This window comes from Halomonas kalidii (assembly GCF_030010475.1).
Classification (GTDB): Bacteria; Pseudomonadota; Gammaproteobacteria; order Pseudomonadales; family Halomonadaceae; genus Halomonas; species Halomonas heilongjiangensis.
In genome coordinates this window covers 224,406-239,737 of the sequence record NZ_JASCQN010000041.1, presented here as the reverse complement: position 1 = coordinate 239,737, position 15,332 = coordinate 224,406, and the positions used below count along the sequence as shown (strand labels likewise).

The 15,332-nt window shown below is 66.2% G+C and carries 13 protein-coding genes; 8 read left to right on the top strand and 5 right to left on the bottom strand.

Going from position 1 to position 15,332, the window contains the following annotated elements:
* The first annotated feature begins 107 nt into the window (after positions 1 to 107).
* The 3 genes from QLQ85_RS13580 to QLQ85_RS13570 all read left to right on the top strand — a co-directional run bounded on the left by QLQ85_RS13580 (position 108) and on the right by QLQ85_RS13570 (position 2,139).
* The gene (locus QLQ85_RS13580; protein WP_282739479.1) at positions 108 to 794 is read left to right on the top strand and encodes a type 1 glutamine amidotransferase domain-containing protein; all 687 of its coding nucleotides are present in this window, start codon (positions 108 to 110) and stop codon (positions 792 to 794) included.
* Positions 795 to 934: 140 nt separating this feature from the next.
* On the top strand, positions 935 to 1,489 hold the full coding sequence (locus QLQ85_RS13575; protein ID WP_282739478.1) for a cytochrome b: 555 nt from the start codon (positions 935 to 937) through the stop codon (positions 1,487 to 1,489).
* A gap of 65 nt (positions 1,490 to 1,554) precedes the next feature.
* Positions 1,555 to 2,139, top strand: coding sequence for a YceI family protein (locus QLQ85_RS13570; protein ID WP_282739477.1), 585 nt, complete (start codon positions 1,555 to 1,557; stop codon positions 2,137 to 2,139).
* Positions 2,140 to 2,259: 120 nt separating this feature from the next.
* Here the strand turns inward: QLQ85_RS13570 and QLQ85_RS13565 are convergent, their stop codons facing one another.
* Positions 2,260 to 3,054 (bottom strand): 2OG-Fe dioxygenase family protein, encoded by a 795-nt coding sequence (locus tag QLQ85_RS13565; RefSeq protein WP_282739476.1) that lies wholly within the window; start codon positions 3,052 to 3,054, stop codon positions 2,260 to 2,262.
* A gap of 294 nt (positions 3,055 to 3,348) precedes the next feature.
* Here QLQ85_RS13565 and QLQ85_RS13560 point away from each other — a divergent pair, with 294 nt between their 5' ends.
* From QLQ85_RS13560 to QLQ85_RS13545, 4 genes are all read left to right on the top strand, one after another.
* Entirely contained in the window at positions 3,349 to 5,181 is a 1,833-nt protein-coding gene (locus QLQ85_RS13560) for a putative bifunctional diguanylate cyclase/phosphodiesterase (RefSeq protein ID WP_282739475.1), read from the top strand.
* A 114-nt stretch (positions 5,182 to 5,295) separates the two neighbouring features.
* Entirely contained in the window at positions 5,296 to 6,615 is a 1,320-nt protein-coding gene (locus tag QLQ85_RS13555; protein ID WP_282739510.1) for an MATE family efflux transporter, read from the top strand.
* 184 nt (positions 6,616 to 6,799) lie between these two features.
* The gene (locus QLQ85_RS13550) at positions 6,800 to 8,059 is read left to right on the top strand and encodes a D-amino acid dehydrogenase (protein WP_282739474.1); all 1,260 of its coding nucleotides are present in this window, start codon (positions 6,800 to 6,802) and stop codon (positions 8,057 to 8,059) included.
* Positions 8,060 to 8,446: 387 nt separating this feature from the next.
* The gene (locus QLQ85_RS13545) at positions 8,447 to 9,184 is read left to right on the top strand and encodes a midas domain-containing protein (RefSeq protein WP_282739473.1); all 738 of its coding nucleotides are present in this window, start codon (positions 8,447 to 8,449) and stop codon (positions 9,182 to 9,184) included.
* Positions 9,185 to 9,279: 95 nt separating this feature from the next.
* On the opposite strand, the gene QLQ85_RS13540 is transcribed toward QLQ85_RS13545, so the two are convergent.
* The 4 genes from QLQ85_RS13540 to phhA all read right to left on the bottom strand — a co-directional run bounded on the left by QLQ85_RS13540 (position 9,280) and on the right by phhA (position 13,454).
* Complete coding sequence (locus QLQ85_RS13540) at positions 9,280 to 10,800, bottom strand: NCS2 family permease (protein WP_282739472.1); 1,521 nt, start codon at positions 10,798 to 10,800, stop codon at positions 9,280 to 9,282.
* Between the two features lie 225 nt (positions 10,801 to 11,025).
* Positions 11,026 to 12,213, bottom strand: coding sequence for an amino acid aminotransferase (locus QLQ85_RS13535; RefSeq protein ID WP_282739471.1), 1,188 nt, complete (start codon positions 12,211 to 12,213; stop codon positions 11,026 to 11,028).
* On the bottom strand, positions 12,214 to 12,552 hold the full coding sequence (locus tag QLQ85_RS13530; protein ID WP_282739470.1) for a 4a-hydroxytetrahydrobiopterin dehydratase: 339 nt from the start codon (positions 12,550 to 12,552) through the stop codon (positions 12,214 to 12,216).
* 65 nt (positions 12,553 to 12,617) lie between these two features.
* The gene (gene phhA, locus QLQ85_RS13525; protein WP_282739469.1) at positions 12,618 to 13,454 is read right to left on the bottom strand and encodes a phenylalanine 4-monooxygenase; all 837 of its coding nucleotides are present in this window, start codon (positions 13,452 to 13,454) and stop codon (positions 12,618 to 12,620) included.
* Positions 13,455 to 13,728: 274 nt separating this feature from the next.
* On the opposite strand from phhA, the gene QLQ85_RS13520 reads away from it, so the two are divergent.
* Entirely contained in the window at positions 13,729 to 15,291 is a 1,563-nt protein-coding gene (locus QLQ85_RS13520) for a sigma-54-dependent transcriptional regulator (protein ID WP_282739509.1), read from the top strand.
* Positions 15,292 to 15,332: the final 41 nt, after the last annotated feature.

Genomic DNA, 15,332 nt, shown 5'->3' with positions numbered 1-15,332 from the left:
CCGTCGGCGGGGTGTTACCCTTCGTTACCGCCTCGTGCCTTGAACTCGCAGCCGCTGCCGCCATCCTTAGTCGGGAGATCCATCCATTGCCGCCCAGGAGGGCCCTGATGAAGATCCTGATGGTGCTGACGTCCCACGACCGCATGGGCGATACCGGCCATGCCACCGGCTTCTGGCTCGAGGAATTCGCCGCGCCCTACTATGTGTTCAAGGACGCCGGTGCCGAGATCGTCCTGGCCTCCCCGGCCGGCGGCCAGCCGCCGGTGGACCCCAACTCCCTGGCGGAAGGGGCCCTCACCGAAGAGACCCGACGCTTCGAGGCCGACAGCGACGCCAAGACGCGACTCGCCGCTACGCGGAAACTCTGCGACATCGAGGTGGCCGACTTCGACGCCGTCTTCTACCCGGGGGGCCATGGCCCGCTGTGGGACCTCACCGGTGACGCCGACTCCCGCCGCCTGATCGAGGGCTTCCTGGCGGCGAACCGTCCGGTGGCGGCGGTCTGCCATGCGCCCACGGTGTTGCTTGGGGCCCGTACCCTTGCCGGCGAGCCGCTGGTCAAGGGCAGGCGCGTCACCGGCTTCACCAATAGCGAAGAGGAGGCCGTGGGCCTGGTCGGGGTGGTCCCGCACCTGCTCGAGGACGCGCTGAAAGCCCAGGGGGCCCGTTACGAGCGCAGCGACGACGACTTCGCTCCCTTCCAGGTGCGTGACGGGTTACTGGTCACCGGACAGAACCCCGCCTCCAGTGCCCCGACCGCCCGGTTGCTGCTGGAGGTGCTCGCCGAGCGCTGATCCCGTGCGCCCGTCACGTCCCCGTGACGGGCGGCATGCGGTTTTTCCGAATGGTGCATTCGGCTTTTTTCAGCGGATACGCATGATGCGCTGCGGTATGCTTCCCGCCATCGTCATCGAGGCACCCGAGGAACGAAAGCATGTGGCGCAACACGGAGAGTGGCTGGGGACTCGTCAGCATCCTGCTGCACTGGAGCCTGGCGATCGCCATCGTCGGCCTGTTCGCCCTGGGCTGGTGGATGACCGGCCTGGGCTACTACGACAGCTGGTACAACCTGGCCCCCTGGTGGCACCGCTCCACGGGCATGCTGGTGCTGTTTGCCACCCTGCTGCGCCTGGCCTGGCGGTTCGTGCAGCCGACCCCGGCCGCCCGCGGCCATCGCCTCGAGCGCCTCGCCGCCCACCTCGGTCATATCGCCCTCTACGCGCTGATGCTGGTGGTGCTGGTCAGCGGCTACCTGATCTCCACCGCCGACGGCAAGGGGATCGAGGTGTTCGATGCCTTCGTGGTACCGGCACTGGTCAGTGATCTGCCCAACCAGGCCACCCTGGCCGGCGAGGTCCACTGGTACAGCGCCCTGGCGTTGATCCTGCTCGCCGTGGGCCACGCCCTGGCCGCCTTCAAGCACCATCTCGTCGATCGCCACGACGTGCTCACGCGGATAATCAAGCCGGCGCATTGCCGGCGACCCTGAGCCGGGCGCCTCCGTGTACGTTCCTCCGCCCTCGAGTGGACCCGACCCCCAAGGAGACATCACCGATGCTGAAGAAGACCGCACTCGCCACCGCCCTCGCCGCCGCCGCCCTGGTGCCGCTTGCCCAGGCCCAGGCCGACGACTACGTGATCGACACCGAAGGCCAGCATGCCTTCATCCAGTTCAAGATCAACCACCTCGGCTATTCCTACATCCTCGGCAACTTCGAGGAGTTCTCGGGCCAGTTCCAGTACGATCCCGAGGACCTCGAAGCCGCAAGCGTCGAGATGGAAGTGCAGGCGGACAGCCTGACCACCAACAACGCCGAGCGTGACAAGCACTTCATCAGCAGCGACTTCCTGGATGCCGGTGAGTATCCGACCGCCACCTTCGTCTCCACCGGCTTCACGCCCAACGGCGGCGACGAGGGCGTGTTGACCGGTGACCTGACCCTGCACGGCGAGACCCGCGAGATCGAGATGCCGGTGACCCTGATGGGCGAGGGCGAGGATCCCTGGGGCGGCTATCGCGCCGGCTTCGAGGGCAGCACCATGCTGACCCTGGCCGACTTCGGCATCGACATGAGTGACTTCCCCGAGGCAATGCACGAGCTCGAGCTCTACGTGACCTTCGAGGGCGTGCGCCAGTAAGCCTCCCATTACCCTGTAACGACGACACCCCCGGGCCCTCGGCCCGGGGGTGTCGCGTTGTGGTGATGACCCGCCATGGCAGCGTTTGATTTCTGCCCGCGGCCGCCGTGGGTCTGCGGGTCAACGGGTCTCGTTGAGTACCGCGTCGGGGAAGTGGCGCCGCAGCATGCGGTTCTGGAAGTCATCCACGAAGCGACTGTTGATGATGATGATGAAGCGCTCGAAGGGCGCGGTGGGATCCTCCTGGGTGATGCCATCCACGCTGTGGTAGAGCCGGTCATCGTGCAGGTGCAGGATGTCGCCGGGGGCCAGGGTGGCATCGGCGAGCGGCCGGGTGCCGGCCTTGTCGGCGTAGAGGTGGTTGTCTGCGCCGCTAACGTTGTTCCGCTTGAGCACCAGGATGCTGAGGGCCTTGCAGCCGTCGGCGTGGATGCCCTGTCCCTGTAGCGGGTCGACCAGCTCCTCTCCACGAACCCCGGTGATCTGCATCAGGATCGGCTCGTTGGCACCGAGGTTCCACAGCCTCGCCCAGGCGCGCACGAACGCCTTGACGTCGGGGCGGGCCAGGAAATCGGGCGCCAGGGGATCGTAGTAACGCAGGCGGTCGGCCATGCTCTCGGCGTCGTTGAAGGCACCGCCCTGTGCCATGGGGCAGTGCCCCATCTCCCTGACGTCGCCCAGCTCATCGAGTGCCAGCCAGGACATGCGCTTCCAGCGCCGGTTGACGTAGGGGTCCCGTGGGAGGTCGTCGGTGAAGGCCTGCCAGGCCTCCAGGTCCAGGCGTGAGCGCACCTCGGTCAGTGCCCAGTCCTGTTGTGCCAGCGAGGTGGCCACTGTCGAAGACCAGTAGTCCGCCAGCAGATCCATAGGCATGCCGGTGAGGTCGAAGCCATACTTCAGGGTCTCGAGTTTCATGAGAGTTTTCTCCTGTCGAGAGGGCAGAATTGCCCGTGCGAAGTCGGACAAAAGTCCGACCCACAGGAGAAAAATGAAAATAAATGCAATGAAATGTCAAAGAAATGTACTTACAATTTACAAATGTGGTGATGGATCTCGACCAGTGGTATGGGATAGTTGGGACCACGCCGATGAAGGATGTAGGAGGCAGGCGACAGGGAGGTGTAGGATGTAAGAGCTAGGCGCCCGCATGATCAGGCCTCCCGGGCCGTGAGGGTGGGCCGGCGTCGTTCCCCGACGATGAGGATGTGAATGTTCGCCCGCGACTCCCGTCTCAGGCAGTGGTTGGGGCAGTGGCTGCCGAAACGGCCAGTGACTCGACGCGATTCGCCTGCCACCGCAAGGGGTGGCCAGGGGGACGTGGAGCGTGTGCGGCGCCAGTATCTGGAGAGCGAGCAGCGCTTCAGGGCGCTGCTGGAGAGCCTGCCGAAGGTGGCGGTGCAGGGGTACGACCGCGACCGTCGCGTGATCTACTGGAACGAGGCCAGCACTCGTCTCTACGGTTACGCGCCGGATGAGGCACAGGGGGAGTTGCTCGAGGACCTGATCATTCCCGACGTCATGCGCGATGGCGTCATTGCGGCCCATCGCGCGTGGATACACGAAGGCGTCGAGATTCCCGCAGGCGAGCTGGAGCTCAAGCATCAGAGTGGTGAGTTGGTTCCCGTCTTCTCCCACCACGTCATGCTCAACGAGCACACCGACGAGCCACTCATGTTCTGTGTCGACGTGGACCTCTCCGACCAGAAGCGGGCCCATCGCGATCTGGAGTTCGCCACTCGCTTCGATCGCCTGACCCACCTGCCCAACCGCCAGACCTTCGAGGCGAATCTCGACGAGGTCCTCGATGGCTGTCGCCGACGGGGCCTCGGCCTGGCGCTGCTTTACCTCGACATCGATCGCTTCGTCGAGATCAACGATGCCCTCGGCTACGAGGAGGGAGATCGCCTGCTGATCGAGCTGAGCCGACGACTGAGCGAGCAACTGCGAGCCACGGACCTGATGTCGCGGGTCTCGAGTGACGAGTTCGTGCTGGCCTTTCCCGGCTTGCACAGGGAAGACGATGTCATGCGTGTCCTGCACAAGGTGCAGGAGGTCTTCCGGCGACCCTTCGGCCTGGAGGGACACAAACGCGGCATCACGGCGAGCCTGGGGGTCTGCCTGTTTCCCGACAACGGCACGGGCGCCCGCGAGCTGATCCGCAATGCCGATGTGGCCAAGAACCGGGCCAAGCTGGAGGGGCGAGGGGGGCTGCAGTTCTTCCACCAGCATCTGCACGACGAGCTGGTACGACAGCACCGCCTGGCCGAGAGCCTCGAGCATGCCCTCGACAACGATGAACTTTCCCTGCACTACCAGCCTCAGGTGTCGGCGGTTAGTGGCCAGATCGAGAATCTTGAGGCCTTGCTGCGATGGACGCCGCCCCATGGGCAACCGGTCTCGCCCCAGGAATTCATTCCCGTCGCCGAGCGTTCCGGGCTGATCCATCGCCTGGGCGACTGGGTCATGCAGGAGGCTTGCCGGCAGAGGGCGTTGTGGCGGGAAGCCGGCATGAAGCTGGAGCGCATCGACATCAACTTTTCCGGACGGCAGATGGGACGGCACGATGTCTTCGAACGACTCGAGGCCCACCTTCGTCGCCACCATCTCGGGCCGCGAGAGATCGGTATCGAGCTCACCGAGAACGTGCTGATCGAAGCCGATGCGCGCATCCTCGAGGGATTGCGTTCCCTGCACCATCGCGGCTTCCGCATCGCCATCGACGACTTCGGTACCGGCTACTCGTCACTGAGCTACCTGAAGCAGTTCCCGGTGACGTCCTTGAAGATCGACCGCTCCTTCGTTCGGGATGGACCCGGGCAGCCCGAGGATCGTGCCATCATGGAGGCGGCGGTCTTCATCGGCCATCGCCTGGGGCTCGAGGTCGTGGCCGAGGGAGTCGAGAACGCCGAGCAACTCGCCCTGGTCCGCGAGATACACTGCGATCTGGTGCAGGGATTCTATTTCTATCGTCCCATGCCCGCCGCTGCCATCGAGCGGCTGCTCGTCGGGGTGGTGCCGAGTCTCGGAAGCCTGTCGAGCTGAGTACGGCTGGACTTTTGCGTAGAATACGGCGCTCGCTCTCGCACTGGAGCCGTCGTGACGAAAATCGCTTCTACTGCCACCCTGGGCCCGACCCTCTGGCGCCAGACCTGGCCCATGGCCATCGGCGTACTGGCGCTGCTCGGCTTCCAGCTCGTCGACAGCGCCTTCATCGCCCGCCTGGGGACGACGCCGCTGGCCGCCCAGTCGTTCACCTTCCCGCTGTCGTTCCTGATCATCGGCATCCAGGTGGGGCTGGGCATCGCCATCGCGGCATTGGTCTCCCGTGCCCTGGGGGCAGGGCAGCAGGGGCGTGCCCGGCGGTTGGGCAGCCTGGTGCTGCTGGCCGGTACGGGCATCATCGCGTTGCTGGCCATGCTGCTGTGGGCCGTCCAGGGGCCAGTGTTCGCGGGGCTGGGCGCCGATGCGGCGACCCGGGAGCTGATTCGTGCCTACTGGGCGCCACAGCTGCTGGCGGCCTGGCTGGGCGCTGGGCTCTACTTCGGCTACAGCCTGTTCCGGGCCCATGGCGATACCCGGTTACCGGGCAAGATCATGGTGGTCACCAGCCTGGTCAACCTGGTGCTCGATCCGCTGCTGATCTTCGGCGTCGGCCCCTGGGGCGGGCTCGGGCTCCCCGGGGCGGCCTGGGCCACGGCCATCGCCTTCTCCTGTGGCCTGCTGGTGCTGGGGCGGCGCCTGCGGCGGACCAACTGGCTGACCCGGGATGGTCTCTCCGCCGAGTGGCGTCGTTCGGCGCGCCCCTTCGCCGGCATCGCCGGCCCGGCCATGATCGGTCAGCTGATGCCGCCGCTGGCCGCCATGCTGGCGATCTCGGTGGTGGCCACCCTCGGCGAGGCCCCGGTGGCGGCCTGGGGGCTGGCCAGCCGCCTGGAGAGCGTGTCGCTGATGGTGGTGCTGGCCATGACCATGTCGCTGCCGCCCTGGCTGGGACGCTGCTACGGAGCGGGAGACTGGGAGCAGGTACGCCGCCTGATGCACCTGGCATTTCGGGTCGTGGTGCTCTGGCAACTGGGGCTGGGACTGGTGTTGGCCTTGTTGTCGCCCTGGGTGGCCCTGGTGCTCTCGGGCAACCCCGAGGTGCGTGATGACCTGGCGATGCTGATCCGCTGCCTGCTGCCGAGCTACGCCGCTCTCGGTGTCTGCATGCTGGTGGTCTCGGCGGGCAATGCCCTCGGCTGGCCACTGCGGGCCATGCTGATGTCTGCGGCGCGGCTGTTTCTCTTCTACCTGCCCTGCCTCTGGGTCGGAGCCTGGCTGGGTGGCCTCACGGGGCTCGCCCTGGGCGCGGCGCTGGGCAATCTGCTGGCGGGACTGGCGGCCTGGCAGGTGTTTCGGCGCGTCCTTGCCAGTCCACGGCGGCAGGCCGATTCCGTAGTGGATGAATCATCTGGAATAAATAAAAATAATACATAAAAACCCTAAAAAAATATTAAAATATAATTCTATAAGTTATATTTTTGTAGAAAAACAGAATCAATCACTAGTGATGTCTCCTTATACTTCCTCCGTCGTCAGGCAGCCGTGCCGGGCGAGTTGCGTTGCGTCATCGATCACAAGCGCAAGGCCATCCAACAACGGAAGCCAAGGGGGAGAGCCCATGAAGGTACTGATTCTCGGCAGCGGCGTCGTTGGCGTCACCAGCGCCTATTACCTGGCCCGTCAGGGCCATGAGGTCACGGTGGTGGATCGCCAGCCGTCGCCGGCACTGGAGACCAGCTACGGCAACGCCGGCCAGGTCTCGTTCGGCTTCTCCTCACCCTGGGCAGCGCCGGGTATCCCCCAGAAGGCCGTCAAGTGGATGTTCCAGGAGCACGCTCCGCTGAAGATCCAGCCGAAGATGGATCCGATCATGGCGCGCTTCATGATGCAGATGCTGGGCAACTGCAACCCCGAGCGCTATGCGGTGAACAAGGAGCGCATGGTACGCGTCGCCGAGCACAGCCGCGCCTGCATCAATGCCCTGCGCGAGGAGACCGGTATCCGCTACGAGGACCGCCAGCGCGGCCTGCTGCAGCTGTTCAGGAGTGAAGCGCAGGTGGAGGCCGTGGGCAAGGACATGAAGGTGCTCGAGCAGTGCGGCGTACGCCACAGGCTGCTGGGTGCCGACGAGCTCGCCGCGGTGGAACCGGCGCTGGCCCGGGTGCCCGGCAAGTTCGTCGGCGGCCTGCACCTGCCCGACGACCAGACCGGCGACTGCTACCTCTTCACCAATCGCCTGGCCGATTACTGTCGGGAGCGACTCGGCGTCGCGTTCCGCTTCAATGTCGAGATCCAGCGCCTCAAGCGCACGGCCGGCCGCATCGAGAGCGTGGTGACGAGCGAGGGTGAGCTCACCGCCGATGCCTATGTGGTCTGCCTCGGTAGCTACTCGCCCTTCCTGGTCAAGGACATGGGGATCCGGCTGCCGATCTACCCGGTCAAGGGCTACAGCCTGACCGTGCCGGTAACCGACGACGGCGGCGCCCCCCAGTCCACGGTGATGGACGAGACCTTCAAGGTGGCGATCTCGCGCTTCGACGACCGCATCCGGGTGGGTGGCACCGCCGAGCTGGCCTCCTATGACCTGAGCCTGCTGGAGAAGCGCCGGGCCACCATCAGCATGGTGGTGCGCGACGTCTTCCCCGAGGGCGGCGACGTGGCGAAGGCCGAGTTCTGGACCGGCCTGCGCCCCATGACCCCGGACTCCACGCCGATCATCGGTGCCACCCGGGTCGACAACCTCTGGCTGAACACCGGCCACGGTACCCTGGGCTGGACGATGAGCTGCGGCAGCGGCCAACTGCTGGGCGACCTGATGAGCGGCAAGGCACCGGCCATCGATCCGAGCGGGCTGGACGTCTCGCGCTACGCCGCCTGAGGCACCGCCTGCCCATGACGAGGCCCTGCCGGGAGACCGGCAGGGCCTCGTTGCGTCCGGTGGGGCGGCGTCTGTTCATGGGGAGCGCACGATACTGTCGCGTAATGCAGACACCAACGCCTTCTACAGTGGCGGCCACGTCCGGCTCGCTCCGCTATTTCCTGTCGACATATCGCGACAAATGTCGATGACTTGTTAGCCATGCTGGCTGTATAAGAAAACGTTGTTATTTAATATCCTGATGATTCTACACGGCTAACTTTTCTTCTGGCACGGTGCTCGCAGGGTAAGAGCAGGAGCAAGACTCGTCACGACGAGCGGCTCAAGGAGGAGCCATCCCGGATGATGGATACCGGCCCCAGGGAAAACGGGGCACGAGGAGGCGCTATGAAACTCAAGACACTTGCTGCCAGCATGGCACTGGTTTTCTCAGGCCTGGCCGGCGCGACTGCCCAGGTCCAGGCGGCCAGCCTTGAAGACGACGTTCAAGGCGGCAGTTTTTCCGCCATGCCCATGACGGGATCGGCCAGCGATTCGCTGCTGCTGGCCCAAGACAGCGCCGGCGGTGATGCGGGTGCCGATGGTGGCGCCGATGGTGGTACCGACGGGGCGGCCGATGGCGGCACCGACGGGGCTGCCGACGGTACTGATACCGATACCGATGGAATCGGCGCTGGCGCTGATGCCGAGGCGGGGGTCGATGCCGACGCCGATGCCGGGGCGGGTGTCGATGCCGACGCCGATGCCGAGGCGGGTGTCGATGCCGACGCCGATGCCGAGGCGGGTGTCGATGCCGACGCCGATGCCGAGGCGGGTGTCGATGCCGACGCCGAATCGGATGTCGAGGCCGACACCGACACCGACATGGAGTCAGAGATGGATGCCGACACCGACATGGAGTCAGAGATGGATGCCGAGGCCGAGACGGATGCGAAGGCCGAGGATGAGAAGACCCGCGCCCCCGGGTTGGATCGCGCCATCGAGCGTGCCGCCGAGCCCGCCCAGGATCGCCTCGAATCGAACCGCGATCGCATAAGAGGCGAGACCGAGGGGCAAACCGAGCAGGACCTTGAAGGTGGCGCCGAGACTGAGGCCGAAGCCGACACCGACGCCGAGGTCCAATAGGCGCGACCTGCCCCGAAGCCGTAATCGCCGGACTTCGTGCACCAATGAACACGAGGCCCTGCCGGGTGACCGGCAGGGCCTCGTGCGTGAGACGATCAGTCGGCCGGCGGCGGCGTGGTGGTCGCCGGCCGCGGGGCGGCCAGGCGCTCCTGCTGCCAGGCGAAGTAGAGGAAGAGGGCGCCCATCACCAGGTAGCCGAGGGTGAAGTCCTGGGCGGCATTGAGCGCGAGCTTCGGGGCGTGCATCAGGCCGACGTAGGAGAAGCCCGCGGCGACGCCGGCGAAGGCCGCGGCGCGGCGGAACTGGTGGTCGATCACCGAGACCGTCATGGCACCGATGAAGATGGCCATGAACATGGCGCCCTGGCCCATGGCGACGATGCCGCCGGAGATGTCGGCGACGATCTCTCCCGCGTCGCGATTGAAGCGCGTCATCACGTAGTTGGCGAAGTAGGGCAGCATCGCCAGGGCCACCGCCGGGTAGTAGCGGGTGTCGTTGCTCTGGAAGGCGGTGGCGATCATCGACATGCCGACGAACACCAGGATCGGGGCCACCACCGCGACGGGTATGATCGCCGCCAGGGCCGCGATCAGGCCGAACATGGTGGCCAGGCCGTAGACGGCACCGTTGAGGAGGCTGTAGCCGCGGCCGGCGCCCATCCACTTGGCGCCCACGGTGGCGATGTAGACCGTGGTGGGGAAGACGCCGCCGAACAGGGCGCCGATCATGGTCCCGACGCCATCCACCGCCTGGCACTCGCGCACGTCGTATTTGTCGCCGGCGGCCTCCATGGCCTCGACGTTATTCATGGTCTCGATGGCGTTGTACAGCGTGATCGGCAGCACCACGGTGAGCACCGCCAGCATGCCGGTGAACAGCAGCCCCAGCCCCTCGAGCCAGGCCAGGTTGGGCAGCAGCGGGTAGAAGCCGAGGTGGGTGAAGGCGTCGCTGAACCGCTCGCCGCCGGCATCGCCGATCAGGTAGGCCAGGGCGGTGCCGACGATGATGGCAAACAGCGAGGTGGGCAGGCGGAAGGGCATGGCCACCCGTGCCACCAGGCCGACGATGATGATCGCCAGCACCAGCAGGCCGATCACCGGCATCTCCAGGGTCTTGAACAGCATCTCGCCGGCGATGAAGGTCAACGCCACCCCGGCGACGGCCCCCAGCATGGCGGCTCTCGGCAGGTGGTACTGCACCCAGCGTCCGATCAGGCTGATCGCCGCCTCGATGGCGCCGCTGATGAAGCAGGCGGCCACCGCCACCTTCCAGGCGAGCTCGGCGTCGCCGGTGAGCTGCTTGGCCGGCAGCAGCACGCCGAACAGGAAGACGAACATCACCGGGGTCGAGATGCCGTAGGAGAGCGCGGTGACGTCGGCGCGGTTCTCCTTGCGCGCCAGGCGCGCGGCGCTCCAGGCGTAGTAGAAGTTACCCGCCATCACCGCCACCGCGGCGCCCGGGAGCACCTGGCCGAAGACGATCGACGAGGGGAAGCCCATGCCGAGCATGGTGATGGCGATGATCACGAAGTTGGCGATGTTGTTCTGGAACAGGGCGAAGAAGGCATCGGTGTCCTCCTTCTTGTACCAGGGATAGTGCACAGGGGTAGCCGCCATGATAAGCCTCTTCGTTATAGGGGTTGTATACAAAGGCAATCCGTAGTCTGACCAGGTTCTGACTGATCGGTCAAGTCCAGTGTTGCCGGGAGCGCCGCGCAATCCCCCGTGCCCCTGCGGCGAGGGTGGCATTCTACCCGGGAAGGGCTGAAGAATCGCGAGGTTGGCATATACGAAAACGCCCGGGCGGAGGCCCGGGCGTTTCGGCTGGACGGGGCGTGGCGATCAGTTGACCGCGGCGATCGCCTTGGCCAGATAGGGCAGGTTGTCGTGGGAGAAGCCCGCCACGTTGGCGCGACCGGAGCGCACCATGTAGATGCCGAACTCGTCGCGCAGACGGTCGACCTGCTCAGGCTGGAGCCCAGTGTAGGAGAACATGCCACGCTGCTCGGCCACGCAGGCGTACTTCTGGTCGAGCCCGTAGGGCGCCAGCGCCTCGACGAAGTCGCGCCGCAGGGTGTTGATGCGGTCACGCATCTCGGTGAGCTCCTCGCGCCAGATGGCGGCGAGCTCGGCCGAGTGGAGGATCTCGCGGACGATGGCGCCGCCGTGTGCCGGCGGGTTGGAGTAGTTCTCGCGGGCGACGATGGCCACCTGGGAGCGTACGTTCTCCATCTGCTCGGCGTGCTTCGCCACCATGATCAGACAGCCGGTGCGTTCGCAGTAGATGCCGAAGTTCTTGGAGCAGGAACTGGTGATGATCACCTCGTCCAGGTGCTCGGCCAACAGGCGAACGCCGTAGGCGTCCTCGTCGAGGCCCTCGCCGAAGCCCTGGTAGGCGAAGTCGACCAGCGGTAGCAGGCCGCGCTCCCGGACCACTTCCAGCACCTGCTGCCACTGCTCCCGCGAGAGGTCGAAGCCGGTGGGGTTGTGGCAGCAGGCGTGCAGCAGCACCACGTCGCCGTGGGGGATCTCCTCGAGTGCCGCCAGCATGCCGGCGAAGTCGAGGCGGTTCTCGGCGTCCACGTAGGGGTACTTGTGCAGCGTCAGGCCGGCGGCGGGGAAGATGCCCAGGTGGTTCGGCCAGGTCGGGTCGCTGACCCAGATGTCCTTGCCGGGCAGGTGATGGGCGATGAAGTCTGCCGCCAGGCGCAGGGCGCCGGTGCCGCCGGGCGACTGGGTGGCGCTGGCACGGCCGGCTTCCAGCACCGGCGAGCCTTCGCCCAGCACCATGGGCAGGACCACCTCGCCGTAGCCCGGGTCGCCGTGGGAGCCGATATAGGTCTTGGTGGTTTCGTTCTTGAGCAGCAGGGCCTCGGCTTCCTTGACGGCGCGCATCACCGGGGTGTTGCCCTGGGCGTCACGATAGACGCCGACGCCGAGATCGACCTTCTGGGGGTTGGTGTCCTTCTTGAAGGCCTCGATCAGCCCGAGGATGGCATCCCCGGGTACCCGCTCAATGTGTTCGAACATTTAATTCGCTACCTCGTCGGTTCTGGCGGCAAGAATGAAGTCATTCTTGTGCAGGCCCTTCATCTCGTGCGACCACCAGGTCACGGTGACCTTGCCCCACTCGGTCAGCAGGGCCGGGTGGTGTCCGGCGCCCTCGGCGATCTCGCCGACGCGATTGGTGAAGTCGAGGGCCTGCTTGAAGTTGCGGAACTTGAAGACCCGTTCCAACTGCATGATGCCATCGCGCTCGACGATCTGCCACTCGGGAATCTGCGCCTTGTACTGCTCGATCTCGGCCTCGGTCACCCGGGGGGCGTCCCAGCTGCAGGCCTCGCACTGCTGGTCGGAAAGCTGGCTCATGGTGTCTCCTTAGTCTTGTCGAAAGGCTTGTCGAAAGGTCGTCGGCGGGGAAGTGGTTCGGGGCCTCAGGCGCTTGCCTTGCCGTCGCGTGGCGCTGGCGCGAAGCGCGGCTCGTGCAGCCCCAGCGCCATGGCCCGGTGCGCCAGGCCCATGATGTCCTGCCTCGCAAGGTCGTGCAGGGTGGTGAGATCGTCAAGCACGTAGTAGAGCGGCTGCAGGATGTCGATGCGGTAGGGAGTACGCATCGCCTCCACCGGGTCGAAGGGCAAATGCTCGGGCGTGTCGGAGAGCGCGTGCAGGGTCTCCCTGGGCGAGGAGATGATGCCGCCACCGTAGATGCGTCGTCCGGCCGGGGTATCCACCAGCCCGAACTCCACGGTCAGCCAGTAGAGGCGAGCCAGGTAGACCCGCTCCTTGGGCGACGCCGCCAGGCCGAGTCGCCCGTAGGTGGCGGTGAACTCGGCGAAGGACGGGTCGGTGAGCATCGGGCAGTGGCCGAAGATCTCATGGAAGATGTCCGGCTCCTTGAGGTAGTCCATCTCCTCCGGAGTGCGGATGAAGGTGGCCACCGGAAAGCGGCGGTTGGCGAGCAGGTCGAAGAAGGTGTCGAAGGGAATCAGTGCCGGGACCTGGGCCGTTTGCCAGCCGGTGGCGGCCAGCAGGACCCGATCCACTTCGGCCAACTGGGGGATGCGCTCCTCGGGCAGGGCCAGGCGTTCCAGGCCATCCAGGTACTGCTGGCACACGCGGCCCTCGATGATCGCCAGTTGACGCTGCATCAGGGCCCGCCAGGTGGCGTTCTCGGTGTCGCTGTAGCCGATATGACCCTGTTCGTCGGGCAGGCGAGCGCGGTAGCCAGTCTTGCTGGCGAATTCACTCAGCTTTGAAGTCGAAGCCGTCATGATCTCTCCGTGGCGTCGCTTGTGGTTGTCGTGGCCGTTCGGAAGCTGTCTCGAGTCTAGCCGCGGCGCAGGGGGGACGGGCGGCGTTGGGCAGGCCGGCATGGCGGGAGGTGACGTCCAGTCGTAAGGAAATCTTGACGGTGGGGGCCGATTAGGGAGACGGGCATGGGAACCGCGGTATCACGGCGATTGAGCCGGCACGAGTGTCACGTTATCTTTACAGTAGAGTCACGCCGGCGTGACGACTTTCATGACGACGAGAGGCACTCCCCCGATGCGCCTGAGGTTTCATTGCCAGAACCGGATCGGCATCCTGCGCGACATCGTCGCCCCCTTCGCCGACTACGGGCTCAACGTGGCCCGCGGCGAGGTGGGAGGCGAGCACGGCAACGCCATCTACCTGCACGTCCCCAACCTGCTCAACGCCCAGTTGGCCACCCTGAAGCCCGAGCTCGAGGCGGTCCCCGGCGTCTTCGGCGTTCGCCGGGTCAACCTGATGCCCAGCGAACGCCGCCACCTGGAGCTCGATGCGCTGCTCTCGTCGCTCTCCGAGCCGGTGATGTCCATCGACATGGAGGGGCACGTGGTGGCGGCCAACCGCGCCGCCGGCCAGCTGCTCGGCGTGCGCATCGACGAGGTCCCCGGGCTCTCGCTCGACCGCTACCTGCCCGAGGTCGACCTGCCGGGTCTGATTCGGCGCAACAACGCCCGGGTCAACGGCCTGCGCATCAAGCTGCGCGATACCATCTTCCTCGCCGATATCGCCCCGTTGCATCGCGAGCATCAGGACGACGTGGCCTCCTTGGCCGGTGCCGTGGTGACCCTGCATCGGGCCGACCGCATCGGCGAGCGCATCTACCATGTGCAGCGCCAGGAGCTGCGAGGCTTCGAGGCGATCTTCCAGGCCAGCCCCAGGCTTGCCGCGTTGATCCGCGAGGCCCGTCGCATGGCGCCGCTGGACGCGCCGCTGCTGATCCAGGGCGAGACCGGTACCGGCAAGGAACTGCTGGCGCGGGCCTGCCACCTGGCCAGCGACCGCGGTCAGGCGCCGTTCATGGCGCTCAACTGCGCCGGCCTGCCCGAGTCCATGGCCGAGACCGAGCTGTTCGGCTATGCCCCCGGCGCCTTCGAGGGGGCCCGGCCCGAGGGCAAGCTGGGTCTGCTGGAGTTGACCGCCGGTGGCACCATCTTCCTCGACGAAGTGGGCGAGATGAGCCCGCGGCTGCAGGTCAAGCTGCTGCGCTTCCTCCAGGACGGCGGCTTTCGCCGGGTGGGCAGTGACGAGGAGACCTGGCTGGATGTACGGGTGATCTGCGCCACCCAGCAGGACCTGCCGCGGCTCTGCGCCGAGGGCCACTTTCGCCAGGACCTCTACCACCGGCTCAATGTCCTCTCGCTGACGGTGCCGCCCTTGCGCGAGTGCCGTGACGGCATCGAGGTGCTCGCCGCCCACTTCATCGACCGCGCCGCCCGGCAGATCGGCTGCCGGCTGCCGTCGCTCGCGCCGGCGGCCCTGGCCCGTCTCGTCGCCTACCACTGGCCGGGCAACGTGCGTCAGCTCGAGAACGTGCTCTTCCAGGCGGTCTCGCTGTGCGAGGGCGAGACCATCGAGGCCTCCCACCTGCGCCTGCCGGACGTGGGCAATGTGCCGGGGCTGGTCGGCATCGACCTGCAGGGCTCGCTGGCCGATATCCTCGGCGAGGTGGAGCGCCGGGTACTGGCGGCGCTCTACCCGCAGCATCCCTCCAGCCGTCAGCTCGGCAAGCGGCTCGGGGTCTCCCATACCACCATCGCCAACAAGCTCAAGCGTCATGGGCTCGGCGGCGAAGAGTCGTAAGGGACAGAACTGCTAGAGTAAAGGCACTCGGCAAGGAGGGC